A 15649-nucleotide genomic window follows, 5' to 3' on the forward strand; every position below is an offset into this window, starting at 1 on the left:
AAGCGTTATCGGAAAGAGTTCACCGGTGTGATTCTTGCGGTAACATCGAACCAAGAGATACGGCATCAGCAAAGGTAATCGAGAACCGAGGAAAAAACGCGGTCGGACTGACCGTGTTGGAAAACGCTTGCGGAGGCGGTCTGGCGGGGGTCGTTCAGTTAAACCTGTTTGATCTAGTCAAGAGCCTATGAACCAAGAATCCCCCGCTACACCGCGCGAGCGGTTAGCGGGGGAGAGTCAAAGCCAAGAATGCTGATTCTTGTCCTCAATTTGTTAACTTTCCCGTCATAATAAGAATAAGTAATGTAAATTTTCTTAAATCAGCCCCCATGCGTGTAATTCTCATGACCGGTAAAGGAGGCGTGGGTAAAACCTCCGTCGCCGCCGCTACAGGACTCCGCTGCGCCGAACTTGGCTATAAAACCCTAGTTCTCAGCACCGATCCCGCTCACTCTCTCGCTGACAGTTTCGATCTCGAATTAGGTCACGATCCTCGTTTGGTACGTCCCCATCTTTGGGGGGCAGAATTAGACGCACTAATGGAATTAGAAGGCAACTGGGGCGCGGTAAAACGTTATATTACTCAGGTATTGCAAGCTAGGGGTTTAGATGGAGTGCAAGCGGAAGAATTAGCGATTTTACCCGGAATGGATGAGATTTTCGGCTTAGTTCGCATGAAGCGCCACTACGATGAGGGTACTTATGATGTGTTGATTATCGATTCCGCACCCACGGGGACAGCTTTACGATTGCTGAGTTTGCCAGAAGTGGGCGGTTGGTACATGAGAAGATTTTACAAACCGTTACAGGGAATGTCGGTGGCATTGCGACCACTGGTGGAACCTTTATTTCGACCGATCGTCGGTTTTTCCCTACCGGACAAGGAAGTTATGGATGCTCCCTACGAGTTTTATGAGCAGATCGAGGCTTTAGAAAAGGTTTTGACCGATAATACTCAAACCTCGGTACGTTTGGTGACAAACCCCGAAAAAATGGTGATTAAGGAGTCTTTACGCGCCCATGCCTACCTAAGTCTCTATAATGTTTCCACCGATTTGATTATTGCTAATCGGATTATTCCCGACAAAGTAACCGATCCTTTCTTTGCTCGTTGGAAAGAAAATCAACAGGGTTATAAACAGGAAATTTACGATAATTTTCATCCTTTACCGGTTAAGGAAGTTCCTCTCTACTCCGAAGAAATGTGTGGTTTACCCGCTTTGGAAAGACTGAAAGAAACTCTTTTTGCCGGGGAAGATCCAACTAAGGTTTATTACCAGGAAAACACCATTCGGGTAGTTCAACAGGAAAATAACTACAGTCTGGAATTATATTTACCTGGCATACCCAAGGAACAAATACAGCTAAATAAAACTGGAGACGAGTTAAATATTCGCATCGGTAATCACCGTCGTAATTTAGTCTTACCCCAAGCTTTAGCAGCCCTGAAACCTTCCGGAGCAAAAATGGAAGATGATTACCTGAAAATCTCTTTTAGCAACGTGGTGAAAGTGTAATTTCCCTAGATTGGGTGGGAAGCTTTTCAGTGATCAGTAAACAGTAAACAGTAATCAGTGAACTGAAAAATAACACTAAATCCGTTGAGTATAGGCTACATATCAGGACAGGCAAAAGGCAAAAGGCAAAAGGCAACAGGAGGAATAAATAATCAGTCTTTAATAACCAGATTTGGTATAACATCTGATAACGGATAAGTAGGTAGGCGTTAAAAATTATCAGACACCCCCCTTATCAAGGGTAGGGTTGATTCATGAATCAACCCTACCTTATCAAGGAGGGCAGGGGGGATCGAACCTAAAATCCATTTTAAATTTAATTATAACCAGCTACTTAAGCTGTACTGAATTTAAACTGCGTAGGGAAAATTTTAGTACAAATGCTCAAAAATCCTCTCCCTGCTCCCTGCTCCGATGCAGTCTTAACGAGTAATTTAGATAGGGTTTGCTGATGATTTTCCCAGAAAAATCATTAGAGTCATATTTTTTCTAACCATGCCAGGACACTTTCAACATCTGCCACTTTTTCTCCTTCAGGTACGGGTGGACGTTGTACCATGACCACAGTTATTCCCAACTCTCTAGCGGCGATAATTTTGGCGTAGGTGGCATCACCGCCGCTATTTTTACTCACGATCGCCCCAATCTTATATTCTTGTAGAAGAGAGCGCTCTGACGGTAAGGAAAAAGACCCCCGTTCCAACAATAATTTTCCAACCGGTACGATGGCATCTGCTTCTGGCGGGTCAATCATCCGCATCAAAAACCAGATATTGTTTAAATGTGCATAACTTGCCAGTTCTTGCCGACCAATAGTGAGAAATATCCGCGGCGCTAACCCAGGTAAAATATTCGCCGCCGCTTGATTGTTTTCTACTTCAATCCAATTATCTCCAGATACTTTTTCCCAAGCTGGACGACTCAACATTAATCGAGGAATACCACAATCCAAGGCGGCTTGAGCGGCATTAAAGGAAATTTGCGCGGCAAAGGGATGGGTGGCATCAATTAAACAATCAATGCCTTCTTGGCGCAGATAATTGGCTAACCCGGCGGCACCACCAAACCCCCCCCGGCGAGAAGGAGTTGTGAGAGTAATCGGTTCTCTCGTGCGACCGGCAAAGGAAGCGATGGCCTCTATACCCGGAATTGCCGCAATTTTAGCCGCTAATGCCGCCGCTTCCCCCGTTCCCCCTAAAATCAGCACTCTTTTATTTTTAGTCATCCAGATAATTGCCAAAAGGTTAACTAGGGTTTGCTGAAAAAGTTTGTTGGTGGGGTTAGGAGTCAGGAGTCTCCGAGTCAGTAGCCGGTCGTCGGGAGTTTCAGGCTTTGTTGCCCTCTATTTTTTGTACCAACTTATGTACTAAAATAAGGATAATGCCAGGTTTTTGAGGGTCCCAATCCGATTTTCGCAGCATGAACATCGGATTTTAACAGGTCAAAAGCCTTATTTTAAAAGGGTTTTACCATTATTCAGCCAACCCTAACTAATTTTCCATCTTCCTATCTTGCCTTGCAAAGGAAGAAGATTGAGCGGTTAGCTTCTAGCCTGAAGAAACTCTCTACTCGCGCTTAGAAATTAGTTGAAGGGAAACATCTGAGCGGTTGATTGGGTTGGTTGGTGGCAAAATTTTGCCGGGGTTTTCAACCCAAATTTTCGATCAAGGTGAAGTATAATCTGACTGAGAATCGTCTCCTGTCTCCCTTATCCCCAAACCGAAAACATTATACCTCACCATTAAGATAACTGCTCTAAAAAAATAGCAAACTAAGAAAATTTCTCCTTTGCTAGTTTTGCCGTGAACAACTATGTTAAAAAAAGTCAATTATCTGCGATCGCTATCCTGTTTCCTCGCTATAATCCTCTGGAGTAGTTCCCTAGGGATTAACCCTAGCCTCGCAGTCAATGATAATTGTCAACTGTCCGAATCGGAAATCAAACAACAAGAAAATCTGCGTCAAACTTCCCCCCAAGAATATGACATTTTATTGCAGAAATATGCTGCACAATTGCGCTTTTGTCGTTCCCGACACTGGTTACAGGAACAGGCAATCTGGTTGCGTCTCTACTCCTGTGATACCCGTCCCGGATCGATAGAAAGTATCCTTGATCGCATCGTGGCCAAAGGTTATAATACAGTTTATCTGGAAGTTTTTGCCGATGGTCAAGTCTTATTACCTCCTAACAATAATCCCACCGTTTGGGATAGCGTGATTAAAAATCCCAGTGCGGGAAATGTGGATTTATTAGCACAGGCGATCGAACAGGGACATAAACGCGGTTTAAAGGTGTACGCTTGGTTATTTAGCCTCAATTTTGGCTATGCTTATAGCTTAAAACCCGAGCGAAAGGAGGTGTTAGCACGCAATGGTAAAGGACAGGATAGCACCTCTTTTGTCGATGATCGATCCCAAACTTTTGTCGATCCCTACAGTAATCAAGCGCGACAGGATTATTTAATTCTCCTAGAAGCCATTTTACAACGTCGTCCCGATGGAGTTTTATTTGATTATATTCGCTATCCCAGAGGAACAGGAGTCGATTCCGTGGCTGATAATGTCCAAGATTTATGGATTTTTAGTCCGGCATCCCGACAAGCTTTAATTAATCGAGGATTGAATAATAAGGGCAAATTTTTAATCGATCGCTATCTGACTCGCGGCCAAATTTCCCCCCATGATATCGTCGAAGCCGATCGCCTTTATCCCCAAGAAACCGCCCCTCTTTGGCAGGGTAGAATCCCCTTAGAAGAGGAGATGAAACAATCAGTTAAAAGTCGTTTTGATCGCCTCAAATTAGAACTTTGGTTCCTAGCGGTTGCCCATGCTGCCCAGGGTGTAATTGATTATATTAGTTATTTTTCCGCCCTAGTGGAACGTCAGGGAATTCCCGCCGGGGCAGTGTTTTTTCCTGATGGAAATCGTCTTGTGGGTAATCAAGGTTTTGATTCCCGTTTACAAGCTTGGGATAGTTTTCCCGCTTCCCTAGAATGGCATCCCATGTCCTACGCTAATTGTAATGATAGTACCTGTGTGGTTAATCAGATCAAAAGAGTAGTGGCAAGCAGGGGAAATCAAAATCCTGTTATCCCAGCTTTAGCGGGTTTATGGGGACAACCCTATAACAATCGTCCCTCCTTAGAAGTGCAAATGGAAGCGATTCGCATAGCCTTTCCCACCATAGATAGTATCAGTCATTTTGCTTTTTCTTGGCAAGAACCACAATTCGATCGAGCCAGAAGATTTTGTCATAAGTAACCGCATTTACACCTCCACTTTCACTTCCTCTGTCTGTGTTTGTTCCTGTAGTGGGGGAACTATCAAAGGCGGCAGTTCCGATCCGGGGGTGTTGAGAGTCGGTGTAATATCGACGTAGTTAATCACCGCCCCTAAAATTTTCACTTCCGCTTCTATTAACTGGTCAGTTGCCTCACTCAAGAGACTAGAACGAGTTATCGCCTGGCGCGTTACCAGAATAATCCCGTCCGCTAGTTCTTCTAAGAGGAGCGCATCATTACAGCTAGACAGAGAAGGAGTATCCACAATCACCAGATCGAAACGGCCGCGAGAATCTTTGAGAATTAATTGTAATTCGCTCGATTCAATGATAGCTGCCGCTTGTTTTTGCGGACCGGGACTAGGCAAAATGGAAAGGTTTTCAATATTTGGGGCTAGCCGGATCGATTTACTTTTTGCCCCGTAGTAAAGTAGGGGTTCTCGGAAAGAATTGGGATCGGGAATGACCCCGATTTTTTCAGCCTTGGAAAGACTTCTCAGATCTCCTTCGACTAACAGAGTCCGTCGGCCTGCTAAAGATGCGGCAATCGCCAGATTATAGGCAGTGGCGGTTTTCCCCTCTCCGCCAGTAATGCTGGTGACAACAACCACTTTCACCGTTTCGCCGCCGCCCACAAGTCGCAGGGTACTGCGTAAACGTTCGTAGTAGGGGAGATAATTGGCATTAGCATCGGCGAGAATCGGCTCGATTTCCTCGCCCTCTAAATTCCGCACAATCGGCAATTGTCCTAAGACTAGGATATCCCGACTAACCAAAGCTTCCCGCAATTCTTGGGGACTGTGCAGGCGATCATCGATCACTGCTAACAGGAGAATCGTACCCAATCCGGCTAAAGTTCCCAAACCAGCACCCACCAAGAGAATCAAGGTACGATTCTTGCGGTTAAACACCTGTTCGATCGCTTGAGCAACCGGCGGTTGGGCGACGGTGAGGCTGCCCACGGTTTCCGCTTCTGCGGCCTGAGCATCCACCAGAGCATTGAGAATATTCTCGTAGATACCCCGTTGAAAGGCGACGGCTTGGGTTAAACGAGCTTGCTGTAGCTGTTTATCGGGGAATTTCTCGTATTGGGAGCGTAATTGCTGTTCCTGAGTCACTAAGGATTCTAATTGTTTCATTAAACCCTCGCGCTGGGTTTGCAGGGTGACTAATTGAGCCGCTAGTTGTTGACGGGTGGCATCGAGATTACTTTGCTGACGGATGCGACTGCTGGGAAGATCGGTCAGGATGCCATCTTTTCCGATCACCTCGGCGGCTCTTTTTTGTAAGAGAGATTCGTTAACTTCCTGTTGTTTGCGTAATTTAACTACGGTGGGATGTTCGGGACGTAAATCCTTCTGTAGTCGCTCCAATTGGGCTTCCGTGTCCAAGATCTGGGCTCGGATACTGGCAATAATCGGGTCGGCACTAAGGGCCGAGGAGGTGTAAGCTTGATCGGGGGTTAAATCGAGTTGTTCACTCAGACTATTAATCTGTCCTTGAATGCCTTGCAGTTCTAGGCGAATTTCTCGCTGTTGCTGTTGACTACTGGTGATAGCGGTGAATAAACTCCCATCTTGAATCGCCAATAAATCTGAACCCTGGGTGCTAATGTAGCGATAAAACTTTTCTTCGGCTCTGGTTAAATCTTTTTGGACTTCGTTAAGCCGGACACTGAGAGCTTCTATGCGGGCGCGTAACTGGGAAGTATTCAGCCAGCGACTGTATTCCACCATTTCCTTCATCAAGGTTTCGAGAATTAACTCCGCCTTGGCCTGGGAGTCGGCCGTTAACTCTAAAAGTATCTCTTGGGGTTGGTCGGTTCCTGTAGACCGATTGGTATTATTTTTTTGTCCCTCCGCTTCACCGGGGAAGGTGATTTTTAAATCTCGATCGCGAATTTTAACGATCTGTTCTTGATTAAATTGCAATTTTTTGGCGGCATTGACCAATACCCGGGGAGATAGCAGTAAATCGCGATCAATAGCCCGCCCTTGTTCTTGCAGTTGGCTTCCTGTACTGGTAAAAGCTGGCGGCGGCACCCGGTAGGCCAATTGTCCCACCGCCCGATAAAAGGTGGGGGGTTTCTCAGGATCGGGTAGGAGAGCAAAGATCACAGAACCACCTAAACAGACGAGGAAGACGAATATTCCCACAAATTTGTTCTGATCTAGCGAGATGAGAAATCGTTTAACAATTGGTAGAGCCATAGCTTTTTAATGTATTCCCAGATTCTTTACATTTTAGCGGTCAAGAGTGATTCTCGCCCTTGAAATCCTAGCTTATGAAGTTGTGTTAAGGAGTGAAGGGAGCAAGTTGCCCCTCAGTTATTGGAAGTTATTGAATTGATTGCTAAGGTTGAGAATTGTATTGGTAAAACTGGAAATATCCCGAATGGGCTGGGTAATGATATTAAAAGCGGCGAAAATTTCCCCTAATAGGGTGCGGGTGACAATAATTACGTCCTGATCTTCTAAGGGAACATTTTGCGAGATATCTCCCCTAACTGCCGCTATCGGACTCAAAGTTTGACTAACAATTCCCCCTTTGGCACTATCAAAACGTAGCAGAGACACTTGATTGACATTAATCCGCAGGCGATCGGAAACCGGTAAACTAGCCACCACATCGAGGAAGGTACTGCCATTAGGAATCGAAACATTTCTCAGGGCAATTCCCGAAGGAACTAAGGGAGCTAAAACCCTGACAGTGATATTCTGCTGGGTGAGGGTGGTTCTAGCCACTAGGGTGCGATTATATCCCGTTTCTTGGCCCACTTCTAACTTGGAAACAATCACGGCATCGCCCCCTTGCAGACGCATATCTGGCAAGCGTTCCCCTTTAATTAAGGGAGTATAAAGGTCAAGTTTCTCCTCTAATACTGTACCATCGACTAAAACCCGACGGACAACGATCGAACGCAGATCGGCTCTGGGAGTGCCACCCCCCGCCGCCAAAAGTACCTGCGCTAGGGGAGTATTAGGAGCAACACTATAAAACCCTGGTCGCTGTACCTCTCCCAGAATGGTTAACTGGACGGGACGGGCAGTGGTTAAAACCGCAATCACTTCCGGTTCCTCCCGCAAGTATTTTCGCCCCAATTCGAGGCGGATTTTAGTTTGTACTTCGTCTAAAGTCAAGCCCAGCACAGGAATACGCCCTAAAATCGGCACCAGAAAATTACCATCGGGATCCACCGGCCCCGTGGAATTAAATTCGGGAAAATCGGGAACCGAGACGCTGATTTGATCGCCGATATCGAGTCTATAGGCCTGAATTTGTCGGAATTGGCGATTATTGGGAGAGTAAACCGGTGGACTGTAGCCGGTAGGGGGAATCGTGTTTTCGGGAAAGGTGGGATTAGGGGGTTGGGGGGGCAAAAATTCCAACCCGGCTCCGGGTTGAGTCTGGGGTATGGACAAAGGACCCTGGGCTTTGAGTCCTTCGGAGTGAATTACCCATAAGAACCCTGTCAGACTCAACCCCGATAAGGCTATAGCCCCGGTTCTGAATAAACTAACTGGCAAAAACTTGTCGAGCATTGGTGGAATCATACAGATCTGTCAATTTTTGGGTTCTGACGATGACAATTTATTTTCTGGGATGTTATCTACTGGGAGAGGAACAAAGAAGCTATTAAGGGCTAGAAAAGTGCCTTGAGCTAGTTTCTTTAAAAATATGGTTGGCAGCGGCCAAATTACTTTTCTTTTGTGGACTGAGGGACAGAAGTTAATTGACTTAAGACATTTTGTTCTAAGTAACTTTGCACTTCCCCGGCGAGATTGAGAGCAAAGGGAGTGAGAGTTTGCAGTTCTTTGGTCGGGTCTAAGGGAATCAGCAAGGAAACGGCTATCCAGGGTACTCTCTGTCTTTTTAATTGCGCCCATTGGTCAAGCCAATACCAAACAGAGGGATCGTAATGACCACCACCTAGCCAAGCATACCACTGCACCACGGCAAAGGTGTTTTGTGTCCAGGCCCGATAGAATCGAGCCGTCGCCTTTCCTCCCGAGCGGGTGGGAATTGATAGCTCGGTTGTTTCCCCCTGATTCCAACGACTAATCGAAGTGATATCGGACCATTCTAATCCCGGTTGATTTTTATAATAAACCTGTGGCTTTAAAAGCAGCGTGATCCTCTTGCCCTCAGGACTTTCCAGCACTTGTACCGACCATTTTCCCTCACCGATTTCACCTTGGCTCTGGTCGATCGTTTTCAGGTCAGACAACTCGATTCCCGATTCTTGTATGGCCTGCATTTTCTGAATATTACCGATTCTCGGTTGCTCCACCCAAGACCACTGGCCAGAAATTAAATTGGGCAAGATACCGCCTAAAATCAACAGCAGCAGCAGGCACAACAGCAGTAAATAATTACCCGGGAGCTTTTTTTTGAGTTTGTCTAACACTAAAGTTACCTCGGCTGGAATTTTTTGACTAATCATCCTGGTTACCTTCCTCTTGATCTGGGTACTGTTTCTTGACCGCCTCGCGATACTGCATGATTTGGAAGACCAAAAGGATTAGTAATAACATAAAGACGGAGTATAAATCACCCCCCCAGCTATCGTGGAGTAATTTAAAGTTTTCCTCTTGTCCTGTGCCGTGAAACCAAGCTAAAAGCGCGTTACGAACAATATTAGCCCCGACACTAATTCCAAAGGCACTGAGGAGCATAAAGCGGGTTTTACGACCGTTTTCGATGGTATCAGTCCAATGGAGCAGCAGGAGGGTGACGTAAAGACTGGTGAATAACATTTTCAGCCCCGCACAGTAGGGAGCGACTTCCACCATCCGACCTTCTACCGCTACATAGATACCGTCAACGGAGACATCTAAGCCTGCTTGCTGGAGAATAAAACCAGCGCAAGCGGCAATAAAAACCTGTAGGGGTAGGGTATAGGGAGCAATCAGGTAGGGGATAGGATTAGGAGTCGCTAAGGCTGTTAAAAGTAGGGGAAATCCTTGCAATTTAAAACCTTCTGTTCCTTTTAACCAGAGACAGATTCCCGCTAAAATAATCGGAAAAGACATACTAACCCAAAGGGAGGAACCGAGGAGATACAAAATCGCTCCTAGGGTTAACAAAAACGCTCCTAGGGGGTGGGAGCGATCTTCGAGGCGTTGCCATTTTTTGCGATTCTGCCAGACAATATAGGCGGCGTAGGGAAGGCCAATCAAGCCGTGGCTAAAGTATTCGTGTTCGATGCCGATCGATTTATTCAGCCAACCATCGTACCAGTGAAAGATCACCGGACCATAGATAACCGCCAAGAAACCGATCATCAGCCAAGATTGCCGATTTTTGTGGGAGACGGGGGATAGGGAAGGACTAATACCCATAGGACGGAGCGATTTAGTGACAAATTCTGAATTTATGTTACCCGATGATCGCAGTGATCTGTTCAACCACGATTTCAATCTGCTCCTCGCTGATACCGGGGTACATGGGGAGAGAGACAATTTCTTCACAGAGAATCTCTGCCTTAGGAAAGTCTCCCTGTTGATAACCGAGGTAGCGATAGGCCGGTTGCAGATGACAAGGAATCGGATAATGAATGCCGGTTTGAATACCGACGGCAGTTAATTGTTCTTGTAGTTGTTGGCGCTCAACGGGACAATGGGCGAGGATGCGAATAACGTAGAGATGATAGACATGACCAGTCTCGGTTTCGTCTCGTACGGGTAAAATGCCTTTATCGGCTAAAGGAGCCAAAAGCCGGTCGTATTGTCTTGCCGCTCGATGACGGGAGCGATTCCAGCTTTCCAGATGGGGTAATTTAATGTTTAAAATGGCGGCTTGTATGCTATCTAAACGGCTATTAGTGCCGATATCGGTGTGGAAATACTTGCTCGGTGCGCCATAATTTCTTAAACTGCGGGCTTTTTGGCTAATTTCGGGATCATTGCTCACTAACATTCCGCCATTGCCAAAAGCACCCAAATTTTTACTGGGATAAAAACTAAACCCCGCCGCCACACCGACACTGCCGGCGCGATAACCTTCTCTACTGGCTAAATGGGCTTGGGCCGCATCTTCAAAGATAATCAGATTATAGCTGCGGGCAAAATCCTGTAATTGTTGGGGTGATACCATTTGTCCGTACAGGTGTACGGGGAGAATGGCGCGGGTGTTGGGGGTAATTCTTTGGGCGGCCGCCGCGAGGTCAATTAAGGCCGTATCGAGGTGACAATCAACTAAAATCGGTTTAGCTCCCGCTTGAATAACACCCATGAGGGTAGCGACAAAGGTATTAGCGGGGACTAGCACTTCATCCCCGGCACCGATGCCGTAAGCTTGTAAAGCAAGGGCAAGAGCAGCCGTGCCAGAAGCTACTCCCACAGCATACTCGACTCCGCAAGCTTGGGCGAAGGCGGTTTCAAATTCGGCTAAAGCTTGGCCTAAAACAAAATCTCCCCGGTCGATAACTGTTTGGATTGCCTCGGTAATTTTTGCTTGTAGGGACTGATTTTGCCAAGTTAAATCGACAAAGGGAACTTTGATTAAATGGGAATTCATCTAGTGCTTATTTATGAAGATATTAATATTAAGTATCAAGAGACTAGCATAGATTTGAGCAAGTTGGCTAGATTCCTATTCAGGGGATTTGGCCTTGACTTGGCCAAAAGAATCAAGTTGACTGCCTAGCTATTTATTTTTGCCGCCAAACTTTGAAGATAATTCCTAGGCAGAGGAGAATATAAGCAGAAGTTAATAAACCGTTCCAGTATAAAAAGCGAAAACTCAAGGTTTGGTCGCTGAAAGTAGCGCCAGTCCAGAGGAAAGTGTAAAAAAGTAGCCATCCTAGCGTTAAATTCAAGGATAAGCGACTAATTTGCCTTTCTTTTCCCTTTCCTTCTCCTCGATACCATGTCCAAGCGGAGGGAATCACTCCTAGAAAGGGGATTAGATATAACATTAATTGCAGGCGCTCTAATTTGCGATCACCGAAAGGATCGTGATTAATCATGGTATTTGTCCGATAGAACTGGTTATTATGAGTGATTTTCCCGCTTTAACGACGTTAATTCTGGCCGGTGGCCAAAGTTCCAGGATGGGAGAAGATAAAGCTTTGTTATCTTTGCAGGGTGTCTCTTTTCTGGAGAATATCTGTTTAATTGCCCAAGATTGTGCAGTACAAGTGTCTGTGATCACGCCTTGGCCAGAACGTTATGAACTTATCATTCCCCAATACTGCCGGATAATCAAGGAACCTCTCCCCACTAGGGGGCCTTTATTGGCCTTTGCCTTGGGATTAACTTTTGTATCAACCGATTGGGTTTTATTGCTCGCTTGCGATTTACCTTTACTAACGCCCCCAATTATTCAAGAATGGTCAAGATTATTAGCCACTGTACCAGAAAATGCCATGGCTTTGGTTCCCCGGTGCGGCTCTCGTTGGGAGCCTCTCTGTGCTTTTTATCATCGTCGTTGTTTAGAATCTGTGCAGACTTATATTCAGCAAGGGGGAACTTCTTTTCAAAAATGGTTAAATGTCTCCGTGGTGGAGGAATTAATCATCGATAATTCCGAGATTTTATTTAACTGTAATACCCCCGAAGATCTAGAGATAATAATAAACTCCCCAGATGTTGACAGTAAGAAACCCTAGCACAAAAGGGACTAAAAGTAAAGAGATCGGCGAAGAAATATTGGATAAATGGCGATAACCATAGTAGAGAATTCCGGTTAGATAACCGCCAGTTACACCGATAATTGCGCCGATAATATCGCCATTTATGGATAAATAGGAAGTGAGCCAAATGACGAGGGAAAAGGGCAAAATTATTAAGCCACCTAAAAATATATCACCGACGATACTACCATATTTATTACTTAATTTTCTGCCCAAACAACTAGATAAAGTCAGAATAATAAAAGGAAATACTGCCCAACCTAATAACAGCAAAAACTCGGATTTAACTGTCCAGTTTTGCCAAGTCAAAGCGATGAAAAAACTGCTGATTATTGCCGACAATACCCCTGTAGCTAAAGCCTGATTACGGTTGAGCTTTAAAAAAGCCTCTGCCAGACCTGTCTTGGGTTTGAGCAAAGATGAGCAAGAGATTTTCAGCAAATTAACAACAATAAAAAGAGTTTTTGACCACTTGAGCGATTGCCGTTGTCGATAACTTTTCTGAGAGTCTCTTAACTTATTTGCAATGGCATGATAGCGGCGAAAATTTCCCTGTTGCTTGAATTTCTTGGCCGCTATTTGGAAATCTTTTCGTGCTGCCGGCAGTTCCGAGAGTTCCTCTAGAGCCAATCCTCTTTGATAATAGAATTGGGGGTTATCTGGGTCAATGGCGATTGCTTTTTTATAAGCTTCTAGGGAGGATTGGGTGTAACCGAGTCGTTGACGGGATAAACCGAGGTAATAGTAAGCTGGGGAACAATCGGGTTTTAACTGCAAAACTTGCCGACAATCGCTTAAAACTTGCCGATCCTGCTGATTATAGTAGTAAACTTCCGCCCGTTGCAGATAGGCCTGCCAAAATTGCGGATTAATTGCGATCGCTTGCTGGTAAAATGCGATCGCTAGTTGATAATTTTTCTCCTGAGCGTAGCGCCATCCCTGTTGATAAAAATCCTCGGCACTGCGGTTAAAAGTGGGTATTTCTGGGGATAAACTGCGGTCATACTCTTTTCTTTTCTCTTTATCGCTCAAAACCCGATAAGCTTGTTCAATTTCCCGAAATTTTGTCACTGCCTCTGGATCATTGGGATTATAATCGGGGTGATATTGCCGGGCCAGACGACGAAAAGCGGCTTTTATCTGATTATTACTGGCATTACGGGGAATTTGGAGGATTTCATAGTAATTTTTCATACTCGAATGCGGGGGGAATTTTCAACTACTGAAAATTGTTGCCAATGGCTCGCCGAAACGACTATCATTGTCAATTAAATAGCTTTTATTGAGAGTTGATCGCTTATGTCTGCCTACACTGCTTCCTCCCTGAAAGCGGAACTCAACGCGCGGGGGTGGCGCTTAACTCCCCAGCGAGAGAAAATTCTGCACGTTTTCCAGAATTTACCGAAAGGCAATCATCTCAGTGCCGAAGAATTGCAGGAATTACTGGACAAACGGGGGGAGGGAATTAGTTTATCGACGATTTACCGCAGTGTTAAACTAATGTCGCGGATGGGAATTTTGCGGGAGTTGGAATTGGCCGAGGGTCATAAACACTACGAACTCAATCAACCCTATCCCCACCACCATCATCATTTGGTCTGTATTCAGTGTAATAAAACCATCGAATTTAACAATGATTCCATTCTCAAACACAGTCTCAAACAGTGTGAGAAAGAGGGTTTTCAGTTAATTGACTGTCAGTTAACGGTGATGGCCATCTGTCCGGAAGCTTTGCGGATGGGTTGGCCGTCGGGAATACCGAGTAATTGGGGTTGCACGCGTTCGCTGGTGGATACTCGTTTCCAAAACTGCGAGATTCCCGAATCAAAGGAACCGGAACCAGAAAACTAGGTATCTAAGCGGACATTCCCAACTGAAAACCGAGAGCTTTTTTCTGCATTAATTGGAAAATATTATAAAAGCCGTTGGCGCGGGAAGGAGTAAGGCTGACTTTTAAACCGGTTTCTTCGATAAAATCCGGGGTGACTTGCAGGATTTCTGTGGGAGTCAGTCCATTTAAACCCTCGATTAACAAAGCAACTAAACCCTTGACTAATTGCGCGTCGGAATCCCCTTTGTACCAAACTTGGCCATTTTCGAGGTCGGCAGTGATATAAACTTGGGATACACAGCCATGGACTTTATTGGCGGGTATTTTGGCAGATTCTGGTATTGGTTCTAGTTTTTTAGCAAAAGCTAGTAATTGTTCGTATTTTTGCTTAGGATCGGTACGACGTTTGAGGCGTTCGACGATGCGATCGAGATTAGACGGGAGCATATTGCGAGTTAAAATAGGAAAAAATTAGCCAATAGCTTTTTTATATTAGCATTCTTGCGGAAGTTGAGCACTTTGGTTATCGGCACCAGGACTACCTTGGTCAGAGCGCCTCGAGGCTATCTGCTAGAATTGGCATCAATGAAATACCACGCTTGCAGGAGCTATGGATAAACGCCGTACCAAAAATATAAAATCTCCTTACAATACTAGGCAATATCGGACTGCCGTTTCAATTTCTTGCATTTTTTCTTCGGATAGTTTCCCAACTGGTGCCGAGGGGAAGCGATTTTTATCAATTGAACGAATTTGAAAACCAAGAAAGACTGTTTCTAAAGGAAGCCCACTTTCATCAGTCGAAACGCGAACATTAGTCGGATAATCTTGGCGAATATTTTCTCCTTTCGTCCCCACCACTACCATCACCACTAAGGGTAACTGATTGATCACATCAATAGATAATACTAAAACTGGTCTAGTTCCTGCTTGCTCTTTTCCTTGAATCGGGTTAAGATTAACGAAATAAATTTCACCTCTTGCGATAGTCATTTTCTACAAACCGTCCATTTCAGAGACCATAAACTCCTGATTAATGGTAGCGATTTCTCCTAAAATATCCTGATCATCTGCCATTATTTGCAATTGCTCTTCATCAATTAATTGAGTTTCTATTGTCAATTTTACTTTAGTATTCGGCTTAAGATTAAAGGTTTCAGTAGGATAAAAAGCTTCTCCATTGAAAATAGCAGTAATTTTTTGATTCATCATTTCTGTACCAACATAAATCAAGCTTCTCTTACTTGTTGACATCCTCGCCGCCCTAAAAGTGCGGCGATTCCTAAACCTCACGATTTAAGTTTCTGCTTCCACCACCGTCGCATACCACAGTTAAAAAACCATGTACTGTCTTACACAGAGTCCACAGACTTTCGCCCCATTTC

At 45.0% G+C, this 15649-nt stretch carries 15 protein-coding genes and 1 pseudogene; 5 read left to right on the forward strand and 11 right to left on the reverse strand.

Going from position 1 to position 15649, the window contains the following annotated elements; all coding sequences use genetic code 11:
• Both IM456_RS21595 and IM456_RS21600 read left to right on the forward strand, forming a co-directional pair.
• Positions 1 to 191 (forward strand): annotated as a pseudogene (locus tag IM456_RS21595) (RNA-guided endonuclease TnpB family protein); the annotation flags it as partial.
• Between the two features lie 138 nt (positions 192 to 329).
• Positions 330 to 1517 carry a TRC40/GET3/ArsA family transport-energizing ATPase gene (locus IM456_RS21600; RefSeq protein ID WP_149978492.1) on the forward strand — a complete coding sequence of 396 codons (1188 nt, stop codon included), beginning with the start codon at positions 330 to 332 and terminating at the stop codon, positions 1515 to 1517.
• Positions 1518 to 1995: 478 nt separating this feature from the next.
• Here the strand turns inward: IM456_RS21600 and IM456_RS21605 are convergent, their stop codons facing one another.
• On the reverse strand, positions 1996 to 2742 hold the full coding sequence (locus IM456_RS21605; protein WP_287693130.1) for a cobalt-precorrin-6A reductase: 747 nt from the start codon (positions 2740 to 2742) through the stop codon (positions 1996 to 1998).
• 587 nt (positions 2743 to 3329) lie between these two features.
• Between IM456_RS21605 and IM456_RS21610 the strand changes: the two genes are divergently transcribed.
• Positions 3330 to 4778: a family 10 glycosylhydrolase gene (locus IM456_RS21610; RefSeq protein ID WP_287693131.1), complete on the forward strand. Its 1449-nt coding sequence runs from the start codon at positions 3330 to 3332 to the stop codon at positions 4776 to 4778.
• A 6-nt stretch (positions 4779 to 4784) separates the two neighbouring features.
• Here the strand turns inward: IM456_RS21610 and IM456_RS21615 are convergent, their stop codons facing one another.
• The 6 genes from IM456_RS21615 to IM456_RS21640 all read right to left on the reverse strand — a co-directional run bounded on the left by IM456_RS21615 (position 4785) and on the right by IM456_RS21640 (position 11767).
• Positions 4785 to 7007: a GumC family protein gene (locus IM456_RS21615; protein ID WP_287693132.1), complete on the reverse strand. Its 2223-nt coding sequence runs from the start codon at positions 7005 to 7007 to the stop codon at positions 4785 to 4787.
• Positions 7008 to 7124: 117 nt separating this feature from the next.
• Positions 7125 to 8339, reverse strand: a complete 1215-nt coding sequence (locus IM456_RS21620) for a polysaccharide biosynthesis/export family protein (protein WP_287693133.1) — start codon at positions 8337 to 8339, stop codon at positions 7125 to 7127.
• A gap of 155 nt (positions 8340 to 8494) precedes the next feature.
• Complete coding sequence (locus tag IM456_RS21625) at positions 8495 to 9241, reverse strand: cyanoexosortase B system-associated protein (protein WP_149985397.1); 747 nt, start codon at positions 9239 to 9241, stop codon at positions 8495 to 8497.
• Complete coding sequence (gene crtB, locus IM456_RS21630) at positions 9234 to 10139, reverse strand: cyanoexosortase B (protein WP_149985398.1); 906 nt, start codon at positions 10137 to 10139, stop codon at positions 9234 to 9236. Before crtB ends, IM456_RS21625 begins: the two co-directional genes overlap by 8 nt.
• A gap of 37 nt (positions 10140 to 10176) precedes the next feature.
• A complete protein-coding gene (locus IM456_RS21635) occupies positions 10177 to 11316 on the reverse strand; it encodes a DegT/DnrJ/EryC1/StrS family aminotransferase (protein ID WP_149985399.1) in 1140 nt (379 codons plus the stop codon).
• Positions 11317 to 11449: 133 nt separating this feature from the next.
• Entirely contained in the window at positions 11450 to 11767 is a 318-nt protein-coding gene (locus tag IM456_RS21640) for a hypothetical protein (RefSeq protein WP_149985400.1), read from the reverse strand.
• Between the two features lie 27 nt (positions 11768 to 11794).
• On the opposite strand from IM456_RS21640, the gene IM456_RS21645 reads away from it, so the two are divergent.
• Positions 11795 to 12409, forward strand: a complete 615-nt coding sequence (locus IM456_RS21645; protein ID WP_149985401.1) for a molybdenum cofactor guanylyltransferase — start codon at positions 11795 to 11797, stop codon at positions 12407 to 12409.
• Here IM456_RS21645 and IM456_RS21650 read toward each other — a convergent pair.
• Positions 12362 to 13627, reverse strand: coding sequence for a DnaJ domain-containing protein (locus IM456_RS21650; protein ID WP_149985402.1), 1266 nt, complete (start codon positions 13625 to 13627; stop codon positions 12362 to 12364). The genes IM456_RS21645 and IM456_RS21650 overlap by 48 nt on opposite strands.
• Before the next feature lie 105 nt (positions 13628 to 13732).
• Between IM456_RS21650 and IM456_RS21655 the strand changes: the two genes are divergently transcribed.
• A complete protein-coding gene (locus IM456_RS21655; RefSeq protein ID WP_002737956.1) occupies positions 13733 to 14284 on the forward strand; it encodes a ferric uptake regulation protein in 552 nt (183 codons plus the stop codon).
• A 4-nt stretch (positions 14285 to 14288) separates the two neighbouring features.
• On the opposite strand, the gene IM456_RS21660 is transcribed toward IM456_RS21655, so the two are convergent.
• The 3 genes from IM456_RS21660 to IM456_RS21670 form a co-directional block, all read right to left on the reverse strand.
• The gene (locus IM456_RS21660) at positions 14289 to 14711 is read right to left on the reverse strand and encodes a SufE family protein (protein WP_046663438.1); all 423 of its coding nucleotides are present in this window, start codon (positions 14709 to 14711) and stop codon (positions 14289 to 14291) included.
• Between the two features lie 198 nt (positions 14712 to 14909).
• Entirely contained in the window at positions 14910 to 15257 is a 348-nt protein-coding gene (locus tag IM456_RS21665; RefSeq protein WP_286825256.1) for a type II toxin-antitoxin system PemK/MazF family toxin, read from the reverse strand.
• Between the two features lie 3 nt (positions 15258 to 15260).
• Complete coding sequence (locus IM456_RS21670) at positions 15261 to 15476, reverse strand: hypothetical protein (protein WP_002790182.1); 216 nt, start codon at positions 15474 to 15476, stop codon at positions 15261 to 15263.
• Positions 15477 to 15649: the final 173 nt, after the last annotated feature.

The sequence above is a fragment of the Microcystis sp. M079S1 genome (assembly GCF_020246425.1).
In the GTDB taxonomy this organism is placed as follows: Bacteria; Cyanobacteriota; Cyanobacteriia; order Cyanobacteriales; family Microcystaceae; genus Microcystis; species Microcystis aeruginosa.

Coding starts and splice junctions, on each gene's coding strand:
- IM456_RS21600 (WP_149978492.1), top strand. CDS start 330: ATGCGTGTAATTCTCATGACCGGTAAAGGAGGCGTGGGTAAAACCTCC.
- IM456_RS21605 (WP_287693130.1), bottom strand. CDS start 2,742: ATGACTAAAAATAAAAGAGTGCTGATTTTAGGGGGAACGGGGGAAGCG.
- IM456_RS21610 (WP_287693131.1), top strand. CDS start 3,330: ATGTTAAAAAAAGTCAATTATCTGCGATCGCTATCCTGTTTCCTCGCT.
- IM456_RS21615 (WP_287693132.1), bottom strand. CDS start 7,007: ATGGCTCTACCAATTGTTAAACGATTTCTCATCTCGCTAGATCAGAAC.
- IM456_RS21620 (WP_287693133.1), bottom strand. CDS start 8,339: ATGCTCGACAAGTTTTTGCCAGTTAGTTTATTCAGAACCGGGGCTATA.
- IM456_RS21625 (WP_149985397.1), bottom strand. CDS start 9,241: ATGATTAGTCAAAAAATTCCAGCCGAGGTAACTTTAGTGTTAGACAAA.
- crtB (WP_149985398.1), bottom strand. CDS start 10,139: ATGGGTATTAGTCCTTCCCTATCCCCCGTCTCCCACAAAAATCGGCAA.
- IM456_RS21635 (WP_149985399.1), bottom strand. CDS start 11,316: ATGAATTCCCATTTAATCAAAGTTCCCTTTGTCGATTTAACTTGGCAA.
- IM456_RS21640 (WP_149985400.1), bottom strand. CDS start 11,767: ATGATTAATCACGATCCTTTCGGTGATCGCAAATTAGAGCGCCTGCAA.
- IM456_RS21645 (WP_149985401.1), top strand. CDS start 11,795: ATGAGTGATTTTCCCGCTTTAACGACGTTAATTCTGGCCGGTGGCCAA.
- IM456_RS21650 (WP_149985402.1), bottom strand. CDS start 13,627: ATGAAAAATTACTATGAAATCCTCCAAATTCCCCGTAATGCCAGTAAT.
- IM456_RS21655 (WP_002737956.1), top strand. CDS start 13,733: ATGTCTGCCTACACTGCTTCCTCCCTGAAAGCGGAACTCAACGCGCGG.
- IM456_RS21660 (WP_046663438.1), bottom strand. CDS start 14,711: ATGCTCCCGTCTAATCTCGATCGCATCGTCGAACGCCTCAAACGTCGT.
- IM456_RS21665 (WP_286825256.1), bottom strand. CDS start 15,257: ATGACTATCGCAAGAGGTGAAATTTATTTCGTTAATCTTAACCCGATT.
- IM456_RS21670 (WP_002790182.1), bottom strand. CDS start 15,476: ATGATGAATCAAAAAATTACTGCTATTTTCAATGGAGAAGCTTTTTAT.